22 protein-coding genes are annotated in these 21,547 nt (G+C 65.0%); 21 read left to right on the top strand and 1 reads right to left on the bottom strand.

The window, feature by feature from the left end:
- From ISS20_RS13800 to nudB, 13 genes are all read left to right on the top strand, one after another.
- Positions 1 to 2,107: FAD-binding oxidoreductase (locus ISS20_RS13800; RefSeq protein WP_291437475.1), on the top strand; the 2,107-nt coding region annotated here is incomplete at its 5' end.
- The gene (locus tag ISS20_RS13795; RefSeq protein ID WP_291437473.1) at positions 2,107 to 2,538 is read left to right on the top strand and encodes an HIT family protein; all 432 of its coding nucleotides are present in this window, start codon (positions 2,107 to 2,109) and stop codon (positions 2,536 to 2,538) included. The genes ISS20_RS13800 and ISS20_RS13795, both read left to right, overlap by 1 nt.
- A gap of 79 nt (positions 2,539 to 2,617) precedes the next feature.
- Complete coding sequence (locus tag ISS20_RS13790; protein WP_291437471.1) at positions 2,618 to 3,040, top strand: DUF971 domain-containing protein; 423 nt, start codon at positions 2,618 to 2,620, stop codon at positions 3,038 to 3,040.
- Positions 3,041 to 3,254: 214 nt separating this feature from the next.
- On the top strand, positions 3,255 to 3,986 hold the full coding sequence (ubiE, locus tag ISS20_RS13785) for a bifunctional demethylmenaquinone methyltransferase/2-methoxy-6-polyprenyl-1,4-benzoquinol methylase UbiE (RefSeq protein ID WP_056060384.1): 732 nt from the start codon (positions 3,255 to 3,257) through the stop codon (positions 3,984 to 3,986).
- A gap of 36 nt (positions 3,987 to 4,022) precedes the next feature.
- A complete protein-coding gene (locus ISS20_RS13780; RefSeq protein WP_291437468.1) occupies positions 4,023 to 5,063 on the top strand; it encodes a Tim44 domain-containing protein in 1,041 nt (346 codons plus the stop codon).
- A gap of 61 nt (positions 5,064 to 5,124) precedes the next feature.
- Positions 5,125 to 5,763 carry a hypothetical protein gene (locus ISS20_RS13775; RefSeq protein WP_291437466.1) on the top strand — a complete coding sequence of 213 codons (639 nt, stop codon included), beginning with the start codon at positions 5,125 to 5,127 and terminating at the stop codon, positions 5,761 to 5,763.
- On the top strand, positions 5,760 to 7,325 hold the full coding sequence (gene ubiB, locus ISS20_RS13770; RefSeq protein WP_291437464.1) for a ubiquinone biosynthesis regulatory protein kinase UbiB: 1,566 nt from the start codon (positions 5,760 to 5,762) through the stop codon (positions 7,323 to 7,325). Before ISS20_RS13775 ends, ubiB begins: the two co-directional genes overlap by 4 nt.
- Before the next feature lie 166 nt (positions 7,326 to 7,491).
- Positions 7,492 to 8,943 (top strand): sodium:solute symporter family protein, encoded by a 1,452-nt coding sequence (locus ISS20_RS13765; RefSeq protein ID WP_291437462.1) that lies wholly within the window; start codon positions 7,492 to 7,494, stop codon positions 8,941 to 8,943.
- A gap of 88 nt (positions 8,944 to 9,031) precedes the next feature.
- A complete protein-coding gene (locus ISS20_RS13760) occupies positions 9,032 to 9,382 on the top strand; it encodes an FmdB family zinc ribbon protein (RefSeq protein WP_291437461.1) in 351 nt (116 codons plus the stop codon).
- Positions 9,383 to 9,390: 8 nt separating this feature from the next.
- Positions 9,391 to 10,011 (top strand): DUF502 domain-containing protein, encoded by a 621-nt coding sequence (locus tag ISS20_RS13755; RefSeq protein ID WP_291437459.1) that lies wholly within the window; start codon positions 9,391 to 9,393, stop codon positions 10,009 to 10,011.
- A gap of 53 nt (positions 10,012 to 10,064) precedes the next feature.
- On the top strand, positions 10,065 to 11,882 hold the full coding sequence (gene aspS, locus ISS20_RS13750; protein ID WP_291437458.1) for an aspartate--tRNA ligase: 1,818 nt from the start codon (positions 10,065 to 10,067) through the stop codon (positions 11,880 to 11,882).
- A 138-nt stretch (positions 11,883 to 12,020) separates the two neighbouring features.
- Positions 12,021 to 12,848 carry a CsgG/HfaB family protein gene (locus ISS20_RS13745; protein WP_291437456.1) on the top strand — a complete coding sequence of 276 codons (828 nt, stop codon included), beginning with the start codon at positions 12,021 to 12,023 and terminating at the stop codon, positions 12,846 to 12,848.
- Between the two features lie 11 nt (positions 12,849 to 12,859).
- Positions 12,860 to 13,336 carry a dihydroneopterin triphosphate diphosphatase gene (gene nudB, locus ISS20_RS13740; protein WP_291437454.1) on the top strand — a complete coding sequence of 159 codons (477 nt, stop codon included), beginning with the start codon at positions 12,860 to 12,862 and terminating at the stop codon, positions 13,334 to 13,336.
- A gap of 52 nt (positions 13,337 to 13,388) precedes the next feature.
- Here the strand turns inward: nudB and ISS20_RS13735 are convergent, their stop codons facing one another.
- Positions 13,389 to 15,155, bottom strand: coding sequence for a tetratricopeptide repeat protein (locus ISS20_RS13735; protein WP_291437452.1), 1,767 nt, complete (start codon positions 15,153 to 15,155; stop codon positions 13,389 to 13,391).
- Positions 15,156 to 15,272: 117 nt separating this feature from the next.
- Between ISS20_RS13735 and ISS20_RS13730 the strand changes: the two genes are divergently transcribed.
- The 8 genes from ISS20_RS13730 to ISS20_RS13695 all read left to right on the top strand — a co-directional run.
- Positions 15,273 to 16,010, top strand: a complete 738-nt coding sequence (locus tag ISS20_RS13730) for an endonuclease/exonuclease/phosphatase family protein (protein ID WP_291437450.1) — start codon at positions 15,273 to 15,275, stop codon at positions 16,008 to 16,010.
- Positions 16,011 to 16,047: 37 nt separating this feature from the next.
- Positions 16,048 to 17,301 (top strand): cardiolipin synthase ClsB, encoded by a 1,254-nt coding sequence (gene clsB, locus ISS20_RS13725; protein ID WP_291437448.1) that lies wholly within the window; start codon positions 16,048 to 16,050, stop codon positions 17,299 to 17,301.
- A 117-nt stretch (positions 17,302 to 17,418) separates the two neighbouring features.
- On the top strand, positions 17,419 to 18,144 hold the full coding sequence (gene folE, locus ISS20_RS13720) for a GTP cyclohydrolase I (RefSeq protein WP_291437446.1): 726 nt from the start codon (positions 17,419 to 17,421) through the stop codon (positions 18,142 to 18,144).
- 3 nt (positions 18,145 to 18,147) lie between these two features.
- Positions 18,148 to 18,570 carry a BLUF domain-containing protein gene (locus ISS20_RS13715; protein ID WP_056060427.1) on the top strand — a complete coding sequence of 141 codons (423 nt, stop codon included), beginning with the start codon at positions 18,148 to 18,150 and terminating at the stop codon, positions 18,568 to 18,570.
- Between the two features lie 203 nt (positions 18,571 to 18,773).
- Positions 18,774 to 19,655, top strand: a complete 882-nt coding sequence (locus ISS20_RS13710) for a DMT family transporter (protein WP_291437444.1) — start codon at positions 18,774 to 18,776, stop codon at positions 19,653 to 19,655.
- On the top strand, positions 19,652 to 20,500 hold the full coding sequence (locus ISS20_RS13705; protein ID WP_291437442.1) for a DUF429 domain-containing protein: 849 nt from the start codon (positions 19,652 to 19,654) through the stop codon (positions 20,498 to 20,500). The genes ISS20_RS13710 and ISS20_RS13705 overlap by 4 nt, the downstream gene beginning before the upstream one ends.
- Before the next feature lie 84 nt (positions 20,501 to 20,584).
- Positions 20,585 to 20,803 (top strand): hypothetical protein, encoded by a 219-nt coding sequence (locus ISS20_RS13700; RefSeq protein ID WP_146869839.1) that lies wholly within the window; start codon positions 20,585 to 20,587, stop codon positions 20,801 to 20,803.
- Positions 20,804 to 20,927: 124 nt separating this feature from the next.
- A partial coding sequence (locus ISS20_RS13695; protein ID WP_291437439.1) for a histidine phosphatase family protein occupies positions 20,928 to 21,547 on the top strand: 620 nt, incomplete at its 3' end.

Here is a 21,547-nt window from a genome sequence, read left to right as displayed (position 1 = left end):
GCCCTCGCCCGAACTGCTGCAAGACCGCGTGGCCCAGGCCATCGCCCTGGTGGAAGAGGTGCGCGCCCTATGGCAGGGCTGGCTGCACGATGTGGAAACGCTGTTCCCCCAGCTGCAGGACCATACCCTGCGCGCCAGCTGGAAGACCCAGCTGCGGGCGCCCCTGCAAGGCATCTTCACTGGCGCGGCGTTCAAGCCCATCCTGGACGAGGCCGTGGCCATCCACAAGCGCGTGCTCAAGGGCCGCGTGTGGGTGGCGCTGCACATGCACGCAGGCGACGGCAATGTGCACACCAACATCCCGGTCAACAGCGACGACTACGAGATGCTGCAAACGGCCCACGAGGCCGTGGCGCGCATCATGGTGCTGGCGCGCAGCTTGAACGGCGTGATCTCGGGCGAACACGGCATTGGCATCACCAAGCTGGAGTTTTTGACCGATGAAGAGCTGCGCCCCTTTGCCGAGTACAAGCGCAAGGTGGACCCGGAAGGCCGCTTCAACAAAGGCAAGTTACTCCGAAATCAGGAGCATTCGGGGCATATTCAACCAGCGCTTGGTGCCGATTTGGCTTCAAAACCGGCGCTGCATGCCGATTTGACCAACGCCTACACACCCAGCTTCGGCCTGATGGGACATGAGTCGCTGATCATGCAGCAGAGCGACATCGGCGCCATTGCCGATTCGGTCAAGGACTGCCTGCGCTGCGGCAAATGCAAGCCCGTGTGCTCCACGCACGTGCCGCGCGCCAACCTGCTGTACAGCCCACGCAACAAGATCCTGGCCACCTCGCTGCTGGTCGAGGCGTTCCTGTACGAAGAGCAGACCCGCCGGGGCGTGAGCATCAAGCACTGGCAGGAGTTCGAGGACGTGGCCGACCACTGCACGGTGTGCCACAAATGCGAGAGCCCTTGCCCGGTGAAGATCGACTTCGGCGACGTCACCATGAACATGCGCAACCTGCTGCGCAAGATGGGCAAGAAGACCTTCCGCCCCGGCAACGCGCTGGCGATGACCATGCTCAACGCCACCAACCCCGACACCATCAAGTTCATGCGTTCGGCCATGGTGGATGTGGGCTTCAAGGCCCAGCGCATGGCGGTGGACCTGCTGCGCAAGGTGGGCCGCAAGCAGACGGCCAAGCCGCCCGCCACCGTGGGCACGGCTCCGATCAAGGAGCAGGTGATCCACTTCATCAACAAGAAGCTGCCCGGCGGCCTGCCCAAGAAGACGGCGCGCGCGCTGCTCGACATCGAGGACAAGGACTACGTGCCGATCATCCGCAACCCGCAGGCCACCACGGCCGAGACGGAGGCGGTGTTCTACTTCCCCGGCTGCGGGTCGGAGCGGCTGTTCAGCCAGGTGGGGTTAGCCACGCAGGCCATGCTGTGGCACGCCGGTGTGCAGACGGTGCTGCCGCCCGGGTATCTTTGCTGCGGCTACCCACAGCGCGGTTCGGGCCAGTTCGACAAGGCCGAGAAGATGATCACGGACAACCGCGTGCTCTTCCACCGCGTGGCCAACACACTCAACTACCTCGATATCAAGACCGTGGTGGTGAGCTGCGGCACCTGCTACGACCAGCTGCAGGGCTACGAGTTTGACAAGATCTTCCCGGGCAGCCGCATCATCGACATCCACGAGTATCTGCTCGAAAAGGGCATCCAGCTGCAAGGCAAGGGCGCCTACCTGTACCACGAGCCCTGCCACAACCCCATGAAGCTGCAGGACTCGATGAAGACCGTGAAGGCGCTGGTGGGCGAGCAGGTCTTGAAGAGCGAGCGCTGCTGCGGTGAGTCGGGCACCCTGGGTGTGACCCGGCCCGACGTGTCCACGCAGGTGCGTTTCCGCAAGGAAGAAGAAATCAAGAAGGGCGAAGCCCAGCTGCGTGCCAGCGGTGCCGTAGGCGCGCAGGACAACGTGAAGATCCTCACCAGCTGCCCCAGCTGCCTGCAGGGCCTGAACCGCTACGAAGGCGACCTGAACAACGGCTTGCTCGAAGCCGACTACATCGTGGTCGAGATGGCGCGCGAGATTCTGGGCGAGAACTGGATGCCTGACTACGTACAGCGTGCCAACAACGGCGGCATCGAGCGGGTGCTGGTCTGATGGCCTGCCCCTTGTGCGCTGAAGACGGTGGCGCCTTGGTGTGGCGTGGCGAGCGCCTGCGTGTCATCCGTGCGCAGGAGGCGGGGTTTCCTGCCTTCTATCGCGTGGTGTGGAATGCACATGTGGCCGAGTTCTCGGACCTGGCTGCCGTTGATCGTGTGCACTGCATGGAGGCCGTGGCCCTGGTGGAGCAGGCCTTGCGCCAGCACCTGTCGCCCACCAAGCTCAACATCGCGGCGCTGGGCAACATGGTGCCGCACCTGCACTGGCATGTGATTGCGCGGTTTGACTGGGACAGCCACTTTCCATCGCCGGTGTGGGCTGCAGCACAACGGCCCAGCCCGGCAGCGCAAGAGGCCGCTGTGGCGGAGCTGCTGCCCGCACTGGAGGCGCACTTGCAGACCCAGCTGGTGCAGTGGGCCACCCGGTAACCCCGCATGCGGCGTGTGTCCGGGCGGATGGGACAATGGCAACCGTCGTTTCTGACAACAGTTTTCTCAAGGTGAATCCATGGCAGGTTTGAAAGCGGGCGCTCCCACGCCGCAGGCCCTGACGGTGCATGAACAGTCGCGCGTGCTGGAGGTGGGCTTTTCGGATGGCGCCACGTTCCGCATTCCGTTCGAGCTGATGCGCGTGTACTCGCCCTCGGCCGAAGTGCAGGGCCACGGCCCAGGGCAGGAGGTGCTGCAGACGGGCAAGCGCAATGTGGCGCTCATCAACCTGGAGCCCGTGGGCAACTATGCCGTCAAGCCCACGTTTTCTGATGGCCACGACAGCGGCATCTTCACTTGGGACTATCTCTATGAGCTGGGCCAGAAGCAGGACGCGCTGTGGGCCGAGTACACCGAGCGGTTGGCTGCGGCGGGGGCCGACCGTGATGCACCCATGGCGCCCAAGGGGGGTGCAGGGGGCCATGCCTGCGGCAGTCACTGAGGCTCTCCGCAGGCTTGTTCAGGGGCCCGGCGGCAAAATCCGGATAAGCCCCTGTGAGCCAATGTGCTATTGAAAATATAGCTATCAGCGCAATATTTGCTTGCACTAGCGGCTGGTTTTGATTCAATAGTGTTCTCCAAATTGCGACAGATGCCCCAATTCAGTGCGGGGTTGTCGCTGTACCTCTGGCGTTCACGCGCCTAGCATGATTCTTATGAGCACCACGCATTTCGGTTTTCAGTCGGTGGATGAGCAGGAAAAGGCACGCCGCGTGCGCGGCGTGTTCGACTCCGTGGCCTCCAAGTACGACGTGATGAACGACCTCATGTCGGCGGGCCTGCACCGCGCGTGGAAGGCCTACACCGTGATGGTGGCCAACCTGCGCGAGGGCAGCCAGGTGCTGGACATTGCGGGGGGCACCGGCGACCTGGCACTGGCGTTTTCCAAGAAGGTGGGGGCATCGGGCCGTGTGGTGCACACCGACATCAACGAAGCCATGCTGCGTGTGGGCCGTGACCGGCTCATCAACGAGGGCGTGGTGCTGCCTACGCTGGTCTGCGATGCTGAAAAGCTGCCGTTCCCCGACGCGCATTTCGACGTGGTGAGCGTGGCTTTTGGCTTGCGCAACATGACCCACAAGGACCAGGCCATTGCCGAAATGTGCCGTGTGCTCAAGCCCGGCGGCAAGCTGCTGGTGCTGGAGTTTTCCAAAGTGGCGCAGCCACTGACCAAGGTGTACGACTGGTACTCGTTCAAGGTGCTGCCCCAGCTGGGCAAGCTGGTAGCGGGTGACGACGCGAGCTACCGGTATCTGGCGGAGTCCATCCGCATGCACCCGGGGCAGGAAGAACTCAAAAGCCTCATGCAGAAAAATGGTTTTGGGCATGTGGACTATCACAACATGACGGGGGGCATTGTGGCCCTCCATGTTGGAATCAAGTGCTGAGCGGTTTGCTCGGTCGATAACGGAGACGGAGAAGTCATGATGAAACTGTGGTCTGTGGTGTTGGTCGCGATGCTCGCGTTTGCGCACGCCGATGCCGACGCCGCGCGGCGACTGGGTGGTGGCAAATCGGTGGGCAAGCAGTCCAGCAATGTGACGCAGCGCGAGTCGGCCACGCCGCCCGCCACGCCGGGCGCACCGGCACAAAGCGCGACCAACACGGCGGCGGCAGCCAAGCCTGCTACCGCCACGCCGGCAGCGGCTCCGGCCGCACCGGCCAAGAAGCCCTGGGGCGCCATGCTGGGTGGCCTGGCAGCGGGTCTGGGCCTTGCCTGGCTGGCGCACTCGCTGGGTTTGGGCGCGGGCTTTGGCAACATCCTCATGATTGCATTGCTGGCACTCGCGGCGTTTGCCATCTTCAAGATGGTGATGCGGTCCCGCAATGGCGGTGGTAGCGCTGGCGCAGGCAATGCTGCGGGTGGTGCTCCGTTCGCCTTCCAGGGCGCAGGGGCTGCAACGCCCGCTTCCGCCCAGGTTCCTCCACAGTACAGCCCCAACAACGTGGGCAACGACGCATCGGCCCGCCCCTGGGAGCGCAGCAGCATGGCATTTGATGCCTCGCGTGCCGGGCAGGGTGGCGTGGGTTCGGGTGTGGTGATCGGTTCGGGCCTGTCGGGTTCGCAGAACTGGGGTGTGCCCGCAGATTTCGACACTGAGGGTTTCCTGTCGGCCGCCAAGCGTAACTTCGTGACCTTGCAGGGCGCGTGGGACCGTTCGGATATCGCCACCCTGCGGTCCATGATGACGGACAACATGCTCGACGAGATCCGCACCCAACTGGCCGAGCGCGAAGCCCACCGGGGCACGCAGCCCAATCACACCGATGTGGTCATGATCGAAGCGCAACTGTTGGGCATCGAAGACCTGGGCGACGGCTACATGGCCAGCGTCGAGTTCTCGGGCATGATCCGTGAAGAACCCTCGGCCGGGCCCAGCCCCTTCCGTGAGGTCTGGAACATGACCAAGCCCAAGGCTGGCAACACTGGCTGGCTGGTGGCAGGCGTGCAAGCCCTGCAGTAAACGCAGCCCACGGGGCCCCTGCGCGCCAGGGGCATTCCAGTTCAGGGAATAATCGGGGACTATGGCAACACCACAGTCCCCTTTCCCTTTTCTGGACGGCCTCTTCGAGCGCCTGGCAGCCGGCCCGCAGCCCCCGCAATGGCTGGTCCACGAGGTGCAGCAGCGCCTGGTGCTGTTTCTCAACCATGTGCTGATGCAGGAGAAAGAGGCCACGGACCGGCTGGTGCGCCAAAAGGGCCGCATTGCACGGGTGCAGTGGCGGGCTTACTCCCTGTCGTTGGTCATCACCCCTGCAGGCCTGTTCAACCTGGCGTCCGAGTCTGCGGTGCCAGACCTGCGGCTGGAAGTGACCGATACCTCCCCCATCACCCTTGCCCAGGCTGCTTTGCGTGGCGACAAGCCCTCCATCCGCATTGAGGGCGATGTGCAACTGGCGGCCGAGATCAACTGGCTGGTGGACCATGTGCGCTGGGACGTGGAAGAAGACCTGGCCCGCGTGATCGGAGACGCCCCTGCGCACACCCTCGCGCAGTTCGCCAGCCGGGCTGCGCAGGCCCTGCGCCAGTTTGTGGGTTCGCGCATGGCTGCTGCTGGCGGGGCTCCGTCCTCGGCGGTGGCACCGATGGCCCCCATGGCGCCAAGCGCTCCGGCCGCTGCGTCGCTGTCGCCCTCGGGTGGTTCCGACCGGGCCGACGCATGAAGCGCTTCTTGCGGGGGGCGGCCATCCTGTGGGTGGTGTTCCGGTTCGGCCTGGATGGCTTGCTGCTCGACAGCTTTCAAAAGCCCTGGCTGCGTATGGTCTCGCGCATCGTGTCCATCGGGCGCAATCTGGATGCCCCGCGTGGGCAGCGCCTGCGCGAGGCGCTGGAGAGCCTGGGGCCCATCTTCGTCAAGTTCGGCCAGGTGCTGTCCACCCGCCGCGACCTGCTGCCGCCCGATATAGCCGACGAACTGGCCCGCCTTCAGGACCGCGTGCCGCCGTTCGACCCTGACATTGCCATCGCCACCATCGAGCGTGCCTTCCGCCGCCCGGTGGACGAGGTGTTCACTTCCTTTGACCGCACACCGGTGGCCAGCGCGTCCATAGCCCAGGTGCATTTCGCCACGCTGCGTGACCGGCAGGGCATTGAGCGCGAGGTGGCCGTCAAGGTGCTGCGGCCGGGCATGCTGCCAGTGATCGAGAAGGACCTGAGCCTCATGCGCATGATGGCGGGCTGGGTGGAGAGTCTGTCGGCCGACGGCAAGCGCCTCAAGCCCCGTGAGGTGGTGGCCGAGTTCGACAACTACCTGCACGACGAACTGGACCTGGTGCGCGAGGCAGCCAACGCTGCGCAGCTGCGCCGCAACATGACCGGGCTGGACCTGGTGCTGATCCCTGAAATCTTCTGGGACTTCTGCCACCCCGAGGTCATGGTGATGCAGCGCATGAACGGTGTGCCCATCAGCCAGATTGACCGCCTGCGCGAAGCCGGTGTGGACATCCCCAAGCTGGCGCGCGACGGCGTCACCATCTTCTTCACCCAGGTGTTCCGCGATGGGTTCTTTCACGCCGACATGCACCCGGGCAACATTCAGGTGAGCCTGGAGCCCGCTACCTTTGGCCGCTATATCTCGCTGGACTTCGGCATCGTGGGCACGCTGACTGAAGTGGACAAGGAATATCTGGCGCAGAACTTTGTGGCGTTCTTCCGGCGCGATTACAAGCGGGTGGCCGAGCTGCACATCGAAAGCGGCTGGGTGCCCCCGGAAACGCGGGTCAATGACCTCGAATCGGCCATTCGCGCCGTGTGCGAGCCATATTTTGACCGCCCGCTCAAAGAAATCTCGCTGGGCCTGGTGCTGATGCGCCTTTTCCAGACCTCGCGCCGCTTCCATGTCGAGATCCAGCCCCAGCTGGTGCTGCTGCAAAAGACCCTGCTCAACATCGAGGGCCTGGGCCGCGAGCTGGACCCGGACCTGGACCTGTGGAGCACAGCCAAGCCGTTCCTTGAAAAGTGGATGCTGGAGCAGATGGGCCCCCAGCGCCTGTGGCGCGAGCTGCGGGCGGAGGCGCCGCACTATGCCAAGCTGCTGCCCGAGCTGCCGCGCCTTATCTACGACGCGCTGCGGCAGCGCCCGGCAGACCACCAGCCTGCACTGCGTGAACTGCTGGAAGCGCAAAAACGCACCAACAGGCTGCTGCAGTCCATTGTTTATGGCGGGGTGGGGTTTGTGTTGGGGCTGCTGGCGATGCAGCTGTTCATGCGCATCCGGGTTTTTTAGTGTCTGCGGCACAAAAGTTGCCTTCATAATCCGCAGCAATTTTGTAACGTATTTGTAAGCGGGGCTGCGGCCCCATGGTTGTCAGGCGCCGCAGAGTGACCACCTAGGTCACTCTGCGCGCGCGCTGCCTTTTTCGCTACCACCCCTGGAGTTTTGGAGCGGCGCCATGCTGTTGTCATTCATCGTTCTGTACCTGCTGGTTTCGATTGGTGTGGGCCTGTATGCCGCCACCCGCGTGCACAACACCGCCGACTATGCGGTGGCCGGGCGCAGTCTGCCTCTGGCCGTCGTGATTGCCACCACGTTTGCCACCTGGTTTGGCTCGGAAACCGTGCTGGGCGTGTCGGCCCGGTTTGTGGACGGAGGCCTGGGAGCCGTCGTGGAAGATCCGTTCGGTGCGTCCATGTGCCTGGTGCTGGTGGGGCTGTTTTTTGCCTACAAGCTGTACCAGAAGAACCTCATCACCCTGGGCGACTACTACCGCCAGCGCTATGGCCGCGTGATTGAGGTGGCCTGCTCGGCCATCATCATGTTCAGCTACCTGGGCTGGGTGGCGGCGCAGATCACGGCCCTGGGCCTGGTGTTCAACCTGCTCACCCAAGGCGCGGTGTCGATCACCATGGGCATGATCATTGGCACACTGGTGGTGCTGGTCTACACCCTGTATGGCGGGATGTGGTCGGTGGCCATGACGGACTTTGTGCAGATGATTGTGATCGGCGTGGGCCTGCTGGCCATCGCATGGTACGCCGCCGACCTCGCGGGCGGTGCTGGCAAGGTGGTGGAGTTTGCAGCGCGCGAAGGTAAGTTCCATTTCTTCCCGACCGGGGGCGTCAAGGAGTGGACATTTTTCATCGCCGCCGCCATCACCATGATGCTGGGCTCCATTCCGCAGCAGGACGTTTTTCAGCGCGTCATGTCGTCCAACAGTGCGGCCACCGCGCGCAAAGGCCCTGTGATCGGCGGCCTGTTGTACCTGCTGTTTGCATTCATCCCGATGTTCGTGGTCACCGCAGCGGTGTTGGTCATGCCCGAGACTGCCCAGGCGCTGCTCAAGGAGGACCCCCAGAAGGTATTGCCCACGCTGGTGATGGAGCGTATGCCGCTGATGCTGCAGGTGGCGTTTTTTGGCGCCTTGCTCTCGGCCATCATGTCCACCGCGTCGGCCACCTTGCTGGCACCGTCCACCACTTTCGTGGAGAACATCCTGCACAACTTGCGCCCCGGCATGAGCGACCAGCAGACCCTTAAGGCCATGCGCATTTCTGTGCTGGTGTTCACGGCCTGCGTGCTGACCTATGCCGTCACCATGCAGGGCACCTCGATCTACGAACTGGTGTCGGGCGCCTACCAGGTGCCACTGGTGGGGGCTTTTGTGCCGCTGGTGTTTGGCCTGTACTGGAAGCGCGCCACCACCCAGGGGGCGCTGCTGGCGGTGGTCATGGGGCTGGGGGTGTGGCTGTTGTTCGTGGCCAGCCCCATGTTGTCGGAGGCCTTTCCGCAGCAACTGGCCGGGGTGTTGGCCGCTTTGGTAGGCATGCTGGCAGGCTCGCTGGCCCCTCAGTGGATCGACGACCACAAGGGGCATGTCACCCATTACCAGGGCAGCGCCAGCTGAATGCTCGGCCCCGCACCATGGCGCGGGTCTTGCGGATGGGCATGCCGCCTATAATTGAGGGTTTTGCACTTTCCCTCAACACACTGACATGCCTATTTACGCCTACAAATGCGGCTCCTGTGGCCATGCCAAGGATGTGCTGCAAAAAATCTCCGACGCACCGCTGACGGTGTGCCCCGCCTGCGGCGCTGAAGCCTTCTCCAAACAGGTCACGGCCGCGGGCTTCCAGCTCAAGGGCTCGGGCTGGTATGTGACCGATTTCCGCGGAGGCAACGGGGGCAACTCCGCCCCGGCCACTGAGGCCAAGTCGGAATCCAAGACCGAATCAGCAGCACCTGCCAGCGCCGGTGATGCTCCTAAAAAAGAAGCTGCCAGCGCAAGCACCCCTAGCGCTACAAGCACTGGCGGCACCAGCGGCACTTCTTCCTCTTCGAGCTGAGGACCTGCATGGCTGCCCTGCGCAAATGGCTGTTGACAGGCCTTCTGGTCATCGTGCCCGGTGTTATTACGGCCTGGGTGCTCAACTGGATTGTGAGCACGCTCGACCAGACCCTGCAGATCCTGCCGGGCGCGTGGCAGCCCGACAAGCTGCTCGGAGTGCATGTCCCGGGCTTTGGCGTGATCCTCACGCTGGCCATCTTGCTGGTGGTCGGCGCTATTGCCAGCAACTTCGCGGGCCGCAAGCTCGTGCAGTGGGGCGATGCGCTGGTGCACCGCATTCCGGTGGTGCGCTCTATCTACTCCAGCGTCAAGCAGGTGTCGGACACGCTGTTTTCCGAGAGCGGCAATGCCTTTCGCAAGGCCGTGCTCGTGCAGTGGCCCCGCGAAGGGGTATGGACCGTGGCGTTCGTCACTGGCGCCCCCAATGGTGAAGTGGCTGCGTATCTGCGCGACGAGTTCGTCAGCGTATACGTGCCCACCACCCCCAACCCCACGGGGGGGTATTTTGTGATGGTGCGCAAGAGCGACTGCGTCGAGCTCGAAATGAGTGTGGACAGCGCCCTCAAGTACATCGTCTCCATGGGTGTGGTGGCTCCAGCGGACCCTACGCTGCCCCCACCCAAGTAAGAAAAGCAATCTCTTTCAACGTCAACGCGCCCTGCGGCGCCGGAAGTTTTGTCATGGCCATGCGTTCCCACTATTGCGGTCTTGTGACCGAAGCCCTGTTGGGCCAAACCGTTACCCTGTCGGGCTGGGTGAACCGCCGCCGTGACCATGGTGGCGTGATCTTCATCGACCTGCGCGACCGCGAAGGCTACGTGCAGGTGGTGTGCGACCCCGACCGCGCCGAGATGTTCAAGGTCGCCGAAGGCGTGCGCAACGAGTTCTGCGTGCAGGTCAAGGGTGTGGTGCGCGCACGCCCCGCAGGCACCACCAACGACAAGCTCAAGACCGGCCAGATCGAAGTGCTGTGCCATGAGCTGAACGTGCTCAACCCCTCCGTCACGCCTCCGTTCCAGATCGACGAGGAAAACCTGTCGGAAACCACGCGCCTCACGCACCGCGTGCTGGACCTGCGCCGCCCGTACATGCAGAACAACCTGATGCTGCGCTACAAGGTGGCCATGGAGGTGCGCAAGTTCCTCGATGCGAATGGCTTCATCGACATCGAAACCCCCATGCTCACCAAGAGCACGCCCGAAGGCGCGCGCGACTACCTCGTGCCCAGCCGCGTGCACGACGGCCATTTCTTCGCGTTGCCCCAGTCGCCCCAGCTGTTCAAGCAGCTGCTGATGGTGGCGGGCTTCGACCGCTACTACCAGATCACCAAGTGCTTCCGCGACGAAGACCTGCGCGCTGATCGCCAGCCTGAATTCACCCAGATCGATATCGAAACATCGTTCATGGAAGAGCAGGACATCCGTGACATGTTCCAGGGCATGATCAAGACGGTGTTCCAGAACACGCTGGGCGTGGACCTGGGCGAGTTCCCCGTCATGACCTATCAGGACGCTGCGCGCCTGTATGGCTCCGACAAGCCCGACCTGCGCGTGAAGCTCGAGTTCACCGAGCTGACCGACGTGATGAAGGACGTGGACTTCAAGGTGTTCTCGGGCGCCGCCAACATGAAGAATGGCCGCGTGGTCGGCCTGCGCGTGCCCGGTGGCTCGGTCGAAGGCGGCGGCATCAGCCGTGGCGAAATCGACGCCTACACCGAGTTCGTCAAGATCTACGGCGCCAAGGGCCTGGCCTACATCCGCGTCAACGAACTGGCCAAGGGCCGTGACGGTCTGCAGTCGCCCATCGTGAAGAACATCCACGACGCAGCGCTGCAAGCTGTGCTGGAGCGCACCGGCGCACAAGATGGCGACCTGATCTTCTTCGGTGCCGACAAGGAAAAGATCGTCAACGACGCCATTGGCGCGCTGCGGATCAAGATCGGCTACAGCGAGTTCGGCAAGAAGAACGGCCTGTTCGAGAACCGCTGGGCACCGCTGTGGGTGGTCGATTTCCCGATGTTTGAATACGACGAGGAAAACCAGCGCTGGAACTCGGTGCACCACCCCTTCACCAGCCCCAAGGATGGTCACGAAGACTGGATGGTCACTGCGCCCGAGAAGTGCATCTCCAAGGGCTACGACATGGTGCTCAACGGCTGGGAAATGGGTGGCGGCTCCGTCCGTATCCACCGCGCCGACGTGCAGCAGAAGGTGTTTGACGCCCTCAACATCACGCCTGAAGAAGCCCAGCTCAAGTTCGGCTTCCTGCTGGATGCGCTGCAGTACGGCGCGCCTCCGCACGGCGGCCTGGCCTTTGGCCTGGACCGCATCGTGACGCTGATGACCGGTGCTGAGTCGATCCGCGACGTGATCGCCTTCCCCAAGACCCAGCGCGCCCAGTGTCTGCTCACGCAGGCGCCCAGCCCCGTGGACGAAAAGCAGCTGCGCGAGCTGCACATCCGCCTGCGCAACCCCGACGCGGTCAAGACTGCGGCCTGATTCCGGACGCATCACGTCCTTCGCGCATGCAGCCATGCATCGCACACCAAGCGGCTCGGGCCTTGCGCCCTGGCCGCTTTTTTCATGCGCGGCGCATCGGGCACTGGCCGCCGTGCACGGACTGAAAGAGGTACTTCCATGCGTTTGTTGACACGCTTCCATTGGCTGCTTGCGGCCGCATGCATCGCCCTGGCCGGATGCGGCGAGAAGAAGACCGAACTGGGGCAGGGCGGCTCGGTGGTCACGGGCTCGGCCGGGCCCCAAGGCGCGCAGAACGCGGCCCGTGAGCTGGTGCGTTGCGATGCGCCGGTGGCCACGCTGGCGCTGGCCGAGAACCCCAATGGCTACATCATGGGCTCGGGCTACCAGCTGCCCGCGTCGCCGGTGCCGCTGGTCAAGCTGCTGGCCCAGCAGAGCGGATGCTTCCGGGTGGTGGACCGGGCAGCGGGCTTGAAGGGCACGGTGCAGGAGCAGGAATTGAAGGACGCAGGCATCCTGCGCAAGAACAACTCCACCGTGGCCAAGGGCAAGGGGTACGAGGCGCAGTACACGCTCACGCCCAGCCTCACGTTCAGCGAGCAGGATGCGGGCCGGGGCCTGGCCGGGGTGATCGCCATGATCCCGGTACTGCGCGACATCGCAGGCCTGGCCGGGCTGGTGGAGCAGGTCAAGTTCAAGGAAGCACAGACGGCCTTGCTGCTGTCCGACAACGAAACCACCGAACAGGTGGCAGCGGCCACGGGCTCCGCACGCACCACCGACCTGGGGGTGGGCGGCCTGGTGTTCGGCAAGCTGGGCGGTGCAGCGGGCGCTGGCTGGAGCAATACCAATGAAGGCAAGGTCATTGCTGCGGCGTTTCTGGACGCGCACAACCAGCTGGTGGTGCAGGCGCGTGCGTTGCAGGCCAAGGAGCTGCCCCCGCCCGTGCCCACCACCACGGCAGCCCAGCGCCCCAAGGGGGGCTGAAGGCACAGCCTATGGCAGCCGCCGGGCCACCGCGGCCTTACAAGCTTCCAGAGTCGGTGCTGGTGGTGATCCACACCCCCGCGCTGGAGGTGCTGCTGATCCGTCGCACCGGGGGCGAGGGGCATTGGCAGTCGGTCACCGGTAGCAAGGATGCGCTGGACGAGCCTTTTGCCGAGACCGCACGCCGTGAAGTGGCCGAAGAAACCGGCATCGACACCCAGGCACCGGGTTGCCTGCTGACCGACTGGGCGCTGGAGAATGTGTACGACATCTGGCCCCAGTGGCTGCACCGTTATGCCCCCGGCGTGGTGCGCAACCGCGAGCGCGTGTTTGGCCTGTGTGTGCCCCCTGGCACGCCCGTGGTGCTGAGCCCGCGCGAGCACGATGCGTATGAATGGCTGCCCTGGCAGCAGGCGGCAGGCAGGTGTTTTTCGGCGTCCAACGCCGAGGCGTGCCTGTTGCTCCCCCGGTTTTTGCGCGCCGGATGAGAGGGGCCCGTGTGGGCCGACTTGCAGGGGCGCAGGGCTGTGCGGGTTTGCCTCAAGAGGCGTCTGGCGGCCGCAGGCGCATAGCAGCCGCCGGGTCGTTGGCATCGTCTGCGGGCGCCGGGCTCTGGGCCAGGCTGTCCTGCGGGGGCGGAGGGATGCGCGTAGGCGCGTTGTCGCTGCTGCCCCGTACCCGCAGCGCCACCCCGCCGGGGTGACGTTCACTGTCTTGCCCCAGGATGGCCCGTGCCGGAGTGCTGCCCATGCGGGCGCGCAGTGCGTCGATGCTCTCTTGCAGCGGTTGGGGGGCGGCCATGCGCGCGCCATGGCGTAGCAGCACTTGCTGTGCCATATCGAGCAGTTTGGAGTTGAGGGTGCGTTCGGCCTCGGCCAGCAGGTTTTGCACGGCACCGCCAGGGTCGCCGCCCAGGCTTTGCGCCATGGCGACTTCGGCCGTCTTGTTGACGCGTTGCAGGCAGTCTCGCACCAGTTGGCTATAAGGCTCATGCAGGTTGCAGGCGTTGGCCATCAGCTCGGTCAGGCCGCGTGTGTTGGCATAGCGCATGCCCAGTGCCAGAACCCAGCTGTCGCCCTCTGGCAGCTCGATCGACGTGACGGCCAATACGGCCAGCAGGCTGCCCAGGTTGCAGGCAGCCTCAAAGTCGAAGGTGCTGGACGTGATCTCGCGGGCCATGCCACGCACCGACTCAACCGCCTGTGAAAACTGCCGCTGCTGGATGAGCTGCAGCGCGCGCGCCACCTCGGCAAAGCGCCTGATGCGTGCGCTGCTGTGGTGGCGCTCCAGGATGCGCGCAAAGTCGGCCATGCAGCGCTCGATGCCCTTGCGGTCGTTCTCGGCGTAGTACGCAAACGTCAGCAGCACCAGCGACTGGTAGTCGAACAGCTTGGAGTCAATGCCCAGCACCGTGGCGCGCGCCAGCACCTTGGTGGCGGTGGCGCGGTCGCCCATGTAGTACGACATCATCCCCAGCTTCTGCAGCCGCACCACGGAGTCGGGCGTGAGGGTGCTGGCCGTGCGGTAGGTCTCGATGGCCTGCGCAAAATTGCCCATCTCCACCTGTGCGCGGCCCAGCACGTCGTAGGCGTCGGCAAACGAAGCATCCTCGCCAATCAGCTCTTGCAAGGTGGTGATGGCGCGGGCGGCCTGGCCCGATTCGATCTGCGCGCGGGCCACGCCCAGCTTGGCCCAGGGCAGAGCGCGCGCCGCGATCACGGCCTCGAACAGGGTGCGTGCCTCGTCGTGCCGCCCCAGGCGCAGCAGCAGCTCCGAGCCGATGCGCGCAGCGTAGAGCCAGTAAGGCTTGCGGGCCTCGAAACGTTCTACACACAGCGCGGCGGCCTGCTCGAAGTCTTCGGCCTCGATGGCGTCGAAAATGGGCTTGAGGTGGATCTTGCGCAGGCGCGCCAGGCTCAGGCGCTCGAACAGCGCGCTGGGCGTGAAGGGCTTGAGCAGGTAGCCGTCCAGGGCCGACTCGGCGGCCTCGGCCACTGCGGCGTACGACGCCTCGGCCGTGACCATGAAGAACACGGTGGAAAACGGCAGCAGCTGGGCGCGCCGCAGGTCATCCAGCAGGGTCTGGCCCGAGTAGTTGGATTCGCCAAAAAACTGGTCGCACAGCACGTAGTCGAACACCGTGTGCTCCAGCCGGCTGCGTGCGTCCTGCACACGGGAGCACTGCACGATGCGGGACACGCCGTACTCGCGCAGCTGTCCCACCAGAATGCTGCGCGACGTGGCATTGCTGTCCACGATCAGCGCCTGGGTCTGTGGGGCGGGATTGGGGCCGCTCTCGGTAGCCATCAGGTGTGGGCCGTCCCTGCGTGCTCAAAATGTTGGAGCCCCCAGTGTAAAGCGCTGCCGCTCCCTGCCTGCGTCGGGCAAACCCCTTGCTACCACGGCTTGCGACACAATTCAGCCATGCAACACGACGACATCCTGCGCGTAGCCACCTACAACATCCACAAGGGGGTGCAAGGCATCGGGCCCGCGCGGCGGCTGGAGATTCACAATCTGGGTCTGGCGGTGGAGCAGCTCGACGCCGACATCGTCTGCCTGCAGGAAGTGCGCAAACTGCACCGGCGCGAGGCGGCGTACTTTCAGCGCTGGCCAGAGCTGCCTCAGGCCGAGTTTCTGGCGCCAGAGGGCTACGAGGCGGTGTACCGCACCAACGCGGTCACCAAACATGGCGAACATGGCAACGCGCTGCTGACCCGCTGGCCGGTGATCGGGCACCAGCATGAAGACATTTCGGACCACCGTTTCGAGCAGCGCGGCTTGCTGCATGTGGAGGTGGACGTGCAGGGCCGCAGCGTGCATGTCATCGTGGTGCACCTGGGCCTGATCCCCGGCAGCCGCATCCGCCAGGTCGAGCGCCTGCAGGGTTTCATCGAGCGTGAGGTGTCGCCCGGCACGCCGCTGGTGGTGGCGGGGGACTTCAACGACTGGGGGCAGCAGCTCAAGCGCATGCTGGCGGGCTTTGGGCTGTATGAATGGGATGCGCCGCGCACCTTCACCTACCCAGCGCGCCTGCCCTTGGCGCAGCTGGACCATGTGTATGCGCGCGGGCTCACACCGCTGTCGCTGCAGGTGCCACGCGGCCGCATCTGGTGGCGCATGTCGGACCACCTGCCCCTGATTGCGGAGTTCCGGCTGTGAGGCTCTGCCGGGGTGCGCGCGGTGGCGGAGTGACGGGATGAGGCGCAAGCCCTTGGGTCAGGCCCCGGGTGCGGGGCCGGCCGACGACCACCAGGTCCGCCTGCTGCAAGGTGCCGAGGAGTTCTTCCCGGCGCTTATCGAGGCCATGGATGCCGCCATGGCGGACATCCAGTTCGAGACCTACATCTTTGACTTCACCGGCGCCGGTGCCTCGGTGGCCCAGGCGTTGATGCGCGCTGCGGCGCGGGGGGTGCGCACCCATCTGGTGGTCGATGGCGTAGGCACGGGTGCCTTGCCCAAGGCCTGGGCCGAGCAGCTGCAGTCGGCCGGGGTGCTGTGCAGCGTGTATTCGCCGCTGGGGCCGCTGGGGCTGCTGCTGCCCCACCGCTGGCGGCGGCTGCACCGCAAGCTGTGCGTGGTGGATGGGCGTGTGCTGTTTTGTGGCGGCATCAACGTGCTGGACGATTACCACGACCCCAACCACGGCACGCTGGATGCCCCCCGGTTTGACTTTGCCGTGCGGGCCACGGGCAGCCTGGTGGCATCGGCCAGCGACACCATGGACCAGCTGTGGTGGCGTATGCAGGCCGTGCGCGATGCGCGCCAGCGCCGCCTGCCCGAGGCACTGCAGGCGCTTCGCGCTGCGAGCGCAGCGCGGCACGCGCAGCAGGCCGCGCAGGGCACCGACCCCAACGCCGGGCCCCCCGTACGCGCCACCCTGGTGCTGCGCGACAACGTGCGCAACCGCAGCCGCATCGAGAAGGCGTACCGCAAGGCCATCGGCGCGGCGCGGCATGAGGTCATCATCGCCAACGCCTACTTCATGCCCGGCGGCAAGCTGCGCCGCGCGCTGGTGATGGCAGCGCGCCGTGGCGTGCGGGTGCGCCTGCTGCTGCAGGGGCGGTACGAATACTTCATGCAGTACCACGCGGCCCGCCCCGTGTATGGCGCGTTGCTGGAGGCAGGGGTCGAGATCTACGAATACGCACCGAGCTTTCTGCACGCCAAGGTGGCTGTCATCGATGCGCAGGGCGACCGGCCCTGGGCCACGGTGGGCTCTTCCAACCTCGACCCGCTCTCCCTGCTGCTGGCGCGCGAGGCCAACGTGGTGGTGGAAGACGCGGCCTTTGCCATCGACCTGCGTCAGCGCCTGGTGCACGCCATGCAGCACGCGGGCCGCCGCATGGACCCGGCGCGCTACGCAGGCCGCCCGCTGCGCCAGCGGGTGCTGGACCGCGTGGCGTTTGGCCTCATGCGCCTGGCGCTGTGGGTGACGGGCAAGCGATATTGAGGGAGCTTTTGCTGAGCTTGCTACTATATTTATAGCTGCTAAGGCATATTCCACTAGCGCTTGCTGCCTAAAACCCTTGTAATCGATCAAACTGTGTTCGCTGGTACGATGCCACCCATGTCCAGCCAACCAGCCGCCGATATGACGCCCACCTCACCGGACGAAGGCACGCCCGTTTCCGTCAAGATCCGAGAACGCCTTGCCGCCGCGCGCAAGCGCTTTCACGCCAACGACAACATTGCCGAATTCATCGAGCCCGGCGAGCTGGAAAAGCTGCTCGACGAGGTCGAGGTCAAGATGCAGGGCGTGCTCGACAGCCTGGTCATCAACACCGAAGGCGACCACAACACCAACAACACCGCGCGCCGCGTGGCCAAGATGTACCTCAACGAGGTGTTCCGTGGCCGCTATGTGCCGCAGCCGCCCATCACCGAGTTTCCCAACGCCGAGCATCTCAACGAGCTGATGATCGTGGGCCCGCTCACCGTGCGCAGCGCCTGCAGCCACCACTTCTGCCCCGTCATCGGCAAGATCTGGATTGGCGTGATGCCCAACGAGCACACCAACGTGATCGGCCTGTCCAAATACGCGCGCCTGGTGGACTGGATCATGGGCCGCCCCCAGATCCAGGAAGAAGCCGTGGTGCAACTGGCCGACCTGATCATGGAAAAGACCCAGCCCGACGGCCTGGCCATCGTCATGGAGGCCAGCCACTTCTGCATGTCATGGCGCGGTGTGCGCGACAACGACAGCCGCATGATCAACTCGGTCATGCGCGGCGTGTTCCTCAAGGACAGCGCTCTGCGTCGTGAATTTTTGTCCCTCATTCCTGGAAAGAACTGACCCATGTTGGTACGCCTGCTTTACGCCAGTCGCGCGGTCGATACCTCGCCCGCCGCCATCGAAGCCATCCTGACGCAGTCGCGCCAGCACAACCCCGGCAGCGGCATCACCGGCGTGCTGTGCTACGGCGGCGGTGTGTTCCTGCAAGCCATCGAGGGCGGGCGCTCCGCGGTGAGCGAGCTGTATGGCCACATCCAGAAGGACACGCGCCACAAGAACGTGGAGCTGCTGCACTACGAAGAAATCGCCGAGCGCCGCTTTGGCGGCTGGACCATGGGGCAGGTCAACCTGTCCAAGATCAACCACTCCATCTTGCTCAAATACTCCGAAAAGCCCGAGCTGGATCCGTATGCGGTGTCGGGCAAGGTGTCTTTTGCGCTGCTCGAAGAACTGATGGCCACCGCCTCCATCATCGGAAGAGCCTGAAAAGCGGGGCGCTTTGCTACTGCGCGGCCTGATCCCGGGTCTGCGGTACTCGCCGCACGGGAGTGCGGCTGCGTTCCTCAACCCAGGCTGAGGCCGCTCGCTACGCAAATCACCCCACTTTTCGTCGTTGTCCTGAACTCGCCATTTCAGCCGCAGCCCACAGGGGCTGCGGCTTTTTGCATTCAAGCCGCTCCTTTTTTCCCGTGACCTTCACCGCCTTCGCCCTCATCATCCTCGCCGGCCTCATCCACGCGTGCTGGAACATCGTGGCCAAGAAGGCCGGGGGGGACTCGCGGTTTGCGTTCTTCACCTCGGTGATCATGATGGTCGTCTGGGCACCGCTGGGCTGGTACCTGGGGCGCGACGCGGTGCCGCAGTGGGGCGTGGTGGAGTGGGGCTTTGTCGCTGCCAGCGGGTTGCTGCATGTGGCGTATTTCGTCATCTTGCTGCGTGGCTACCGCGTGGCGGACCTCACCGTGGTCTACCCGCTGGCGCGTGGCTCGGGGCCGCTGCTGTCGTCGCTGGTGGCCATCACGCTGCTGGGTGAGCAGATCTCTGCGCTGGGTGCCTTGGGCATCGTGGGCGTGGTGGGTGGTGTGTTTCTGATCGCGGGTGGCCCGGGCCTGCTGCGCGCCGCGCACGACCCTGCCGCGCGGGCTCGCGTGCACAAGGGCATTTTGTATGGCTTGCTCACGGGGGCCTTCATTGCCAGCTACACGGTGGTCGATGGCTATGCGGTCAAGTTTTTGCTGATGTCGCCCATTCTGGTGGATTACATGGGCAACTTTGTGCGCGTGGGCCTGCTGGCGCCAGTGGTGCTGCGCGACCTGCCCACCGCACGCACGCTCTGGCTGGCGCAGTGGCGTTTTGCCCTGGCCGTGGCGGTGGTCAGCCCGGTGGCCTATGTGCTGGTGTTGTACGCCATGCAGCAGGCACCCCTGTCGCATGTGGCCCCGGCGCGCGAGGTGTCCATGCTGTTTGCCGCCCTCATCGGTGGGCACCTGCTGGGCGAGGGTGACCGCGTGGCGCGCATTTTTGGCGCGCTGTGCATTGCGGCCGGTGTGACGGCGTTGGCACTGGGATGACGACCGCCGCACCACAAACCCTGCTGCTGGGCTGCGACTTCTCCAGCAGCCCCACGCGGCGCAAACCCGTCGTGCTGGCGCTGGGCCAGCGCCAAGGCGTGCGCGTGTCGCTCACCGCGCTGCAGCCGTTCGACACACTGGCCGCGTTCGGCCAGTGGCTGGCGCAGCCCGGCGACTGGGTGGGTGGGTTCGATCTGCCCTTTGGCCTGCCGCGTGAACTGGTGCAGGCGCTGGGCTGGCCCACCGACTGGCTGGCCTGCATGCAGCACTACCGCCACCTCAGCCGCGAGCAGATCCGCGCGCAGTTTGCGGCGTTTTGCGATGCGCGCCCTGTGGGGGGCAAATTTGCCCACCGCGCCACCGACGGGCCTGCAGGCTCCAGCCCTTCGATGAAATGGGTGAACCCGCCCGTGGCCTACATGCTGCACGCGGGCCTGCCGCTGCTGCTGGATGCGGGCGTGCACCTGCCCGGCCTGCACGCAGGCGACCCTCACCGCGTGGCGCTGGAGGCCTACCCCGGCCTGTTCGCGCGCGAGGTGCTGCAGCGCCGCAGCTACAAAAGCGACGACCGCGCCAAGCAGACGCCGGACCGCCTCATCGCCCGCAAGGACCTGGTCAACGCCTTGGAACTGGGCCAGACCCGCCTGGGCCTGCGCCTCAAGCTCAGCCACGCCCAGCGCGATGCGCTGGTGCAGGACGCCAGCGGCGACAGCCTGGATGCCGTACTGTGCCTGCTGCAAGCCGCCTGGGCCGAGCAGCGCCATGCCGAGGGCGATGCGCTCTATGGCCTGCCGCCGGGGCTCGACCCGCTGGAAGGCTGGATCGTCACGGCTGAAAATCCGTGACCAACCATTCCACCGTTTTTCTTGGCATCTGCCCGGCGCAGGCTGCGTAGGATGGGCGAGACACGCTGGATGCTTCGTTTGCCCATGCCTTTTGCCCCCCGCCTTTTGTTCGCGCTGGTCTTGCTTGCCCCGCTGCTGGTACAGGCCGCCCCCGCGCCCTGGTACTACTGGCGCAGCCTGGTCGATGGCCAGCGCGTGTGCGCGCAAACCTCGCCCGGCCCGGGCTGGGAGCGCGACAGCGCCCCCCACGAAGGCCCCGGCTGCCAGCCGCGCCGCAAGGTACTGGTCGTGCCCATGCGGTGACGGGCCGCTCGGTGAGTGGTGGACATACGGCTGTTATAAAAAACATAGCTATCAGCGCTTATTGCATAAGCGCTTGCGGGCAAAAGAGCTTGCAATGCTGTGTGTACATTCGATAATGGCACGCATGACTGAACTGATTCTGATCCGCCACGGCGAGACCGACTGGAACCGCGAACTGCGCTTCCAGGGCCACGTGGATGTGCCCCTCAACGCCACTGGCCACGAACAGGCCCGCCGCCTGGCCGAGCGCCTGGCTGCAGAGCGCCCCGTGGTGCACCACCTCATCTGCAGCGACCTCATCCGCACCCAGCAGACCGCCACGCCCAGCCTGCAGGTGCTGTTCCCCCAGGCCCGCATCGACACCCTCACCGACAGCGCCCTGCGCGAGCAAAACTTTGGCGTGGTGGACGGCAAGCGCGTGGACGACGTCAAGCAGGAACACGCTGATGCCTGGAACCTGTGGCTGCGTTTTGAAGCCGACTACGGCATGCCCGGCGGCGAGACCACCCGCCAGTTCCACACCCGCGTGATGGATGCCGTGTACCGCATCGCGCAGCAGCACAGCGGCCAGACCGTGATGGTGGTCACACATGGTGGCGTGCTGGACATGATCTGGCGTACTGCACGCGGCACGGGGCTGGATGGCCCGCGCCAGAGCGACATCCCCAACGCGGGGCTCAACCGTGTGCGGGTGAGCGGCGAGGCGGTGGAGGTGCTGGACTGGGCCGATGTGCGGCACCTGGC

The sequence above is a fragment of the Acidovorax sp. genome, from assembly GCF_016783915.1.
Lineage (GTDB): Bacteria > Pseudomonadota > Gammaproteobacteria > Burkholderiales > Burkholderiaceae_C > Acidovorax.
Note: the sequence above shows the minus strand (reverse complement) of the source record. Positions and strands in the feature narration are given on the sequence as shown.

Coding starts and splice junctions, on each gene's coding strand:
- ISS20_RS13795 (WP_291437473.1), top strand. CDS start 2,107: ATGGCCTGCCCCTTGTGCGCTGAAGACGGTGGCGCCTTGGTGTGGCGT.
- ISS20_RS13790 (WP_291437471.1), top strand. CDS start 2,618: ATGGCAGGTTTGAAAGCGGGCGCTCCCACGCCGCAGGCCCTGACGGTG.
- ubiE (WP_056060384.1), top strand. CDS start 3,255: ATGAGCACCACGCATTTCGGTTTTCAGTCGGTGGATGAGCAGGAAAAG.
- ISS20_RS13780 (WP_291437468.1), top strand. CDS start 4,023: ATGATGAAACTGTGGTCTGTGGTGTTGGTCGCGATGCTCGCGTTTGCG.
- ISS20_RS13775 (WP_291437466.1), top strand. CDS start 5,125: ATGGCAACACCACAGTCCCCTTTCCCTTTTCTGGACGGCCTCTTCGAG.
- ubiB (WP_291437464.1), top strand. CDS start 5,760: ATGAAGCGCTTCTTGCGGGGGGCGGCCATCCTGTGGGTGGTGTTCCGG.
- ISS20_RS13765 (WP_291437462.1), top strand. CDS start 7,492: ATGCTGTTGTCATTCATCGTTCTGTACCTGCTGGTTTCGATTGGTGTG.
- ISS20_RS13760 (WP_291437461.1), top strand. CDS start 9,032: ATGCCTATTTACGCCTACAAATGCGGCTCCTGTGGCCATGCCAAGGAT.
- ISS20_RS13755 (WP_291437459.1), top strand. CDS start 9,391: ATGGCTGCCCTGCGCAAATGGCTGTTGACAGGCCTTCTGGTCATCGTG.
- aspS (WP_291437458.1), top strand. CDS start 10,065: ATGGCCATGCGTTCCCACTATTGCGGTCTTGTGACCGAAGCCCTGTTG.
- ISS20_RS13745 (WP_291437456.1), top strand. CDS start 12,021: ATGCGTTTGTTGACACGCTTCCATTGGCTGCTTGCGGCCGCATGCATC.
- nudB (WP_291437454.1), top strand. CDS start 12,860: ATGGCAGCCGCCGGGCCACCGCGGCCTTACAAGCTTCCAGAGTCGGTG.
- ISS20_RS13735 (WP_291437452.1), bottom strand. CDS start 15,155: ATGGCTACCGAGAGCGGCCCCAATCCCGCCCCACAGACCCAGGCGCTG.
- ISS20_RS13730 (WP_291437450.1), top strand. CDS start 15,273: ATGCAACACGACGACATCCTGCGCGTAGCCACCTACAACATCCACAAG.
- clsB (WP_291437448.1), top strand. CDS start 16,048: ATGAGGCGCAAGCCCTTGGGTCAGGCCCCGGGTGCGGGGCCGGCCGAC.
- folE (WP_291437446.1), top strand. CDS start 17,419: ATGTCCAGCCAACCAGCCGCCGATATGACGCCCACCTCACCGGACGAA.
- ISS20_RS13715 (WP_056060427.1), top strand. CDS start 18,148: ATGTTGGTACGCCTGCTTTACGCCAGTCGCGCGGTCGATACCTCGCCC.
- ISS20_RS13705 (WP_291437442.1), top strand. CDS start 19,652: ATGACGACCGCCGCACCACAAACCCTGCTGCTGGGCTGCGACTTCTCC.
- ISS20_RS13700 (WP_146869839.1), top strand. CDS start 20,585: ATGCCTTTTGCCCCCCGCCTTTTGTTCGCGCTGGTCTTGCTTGCCCCG.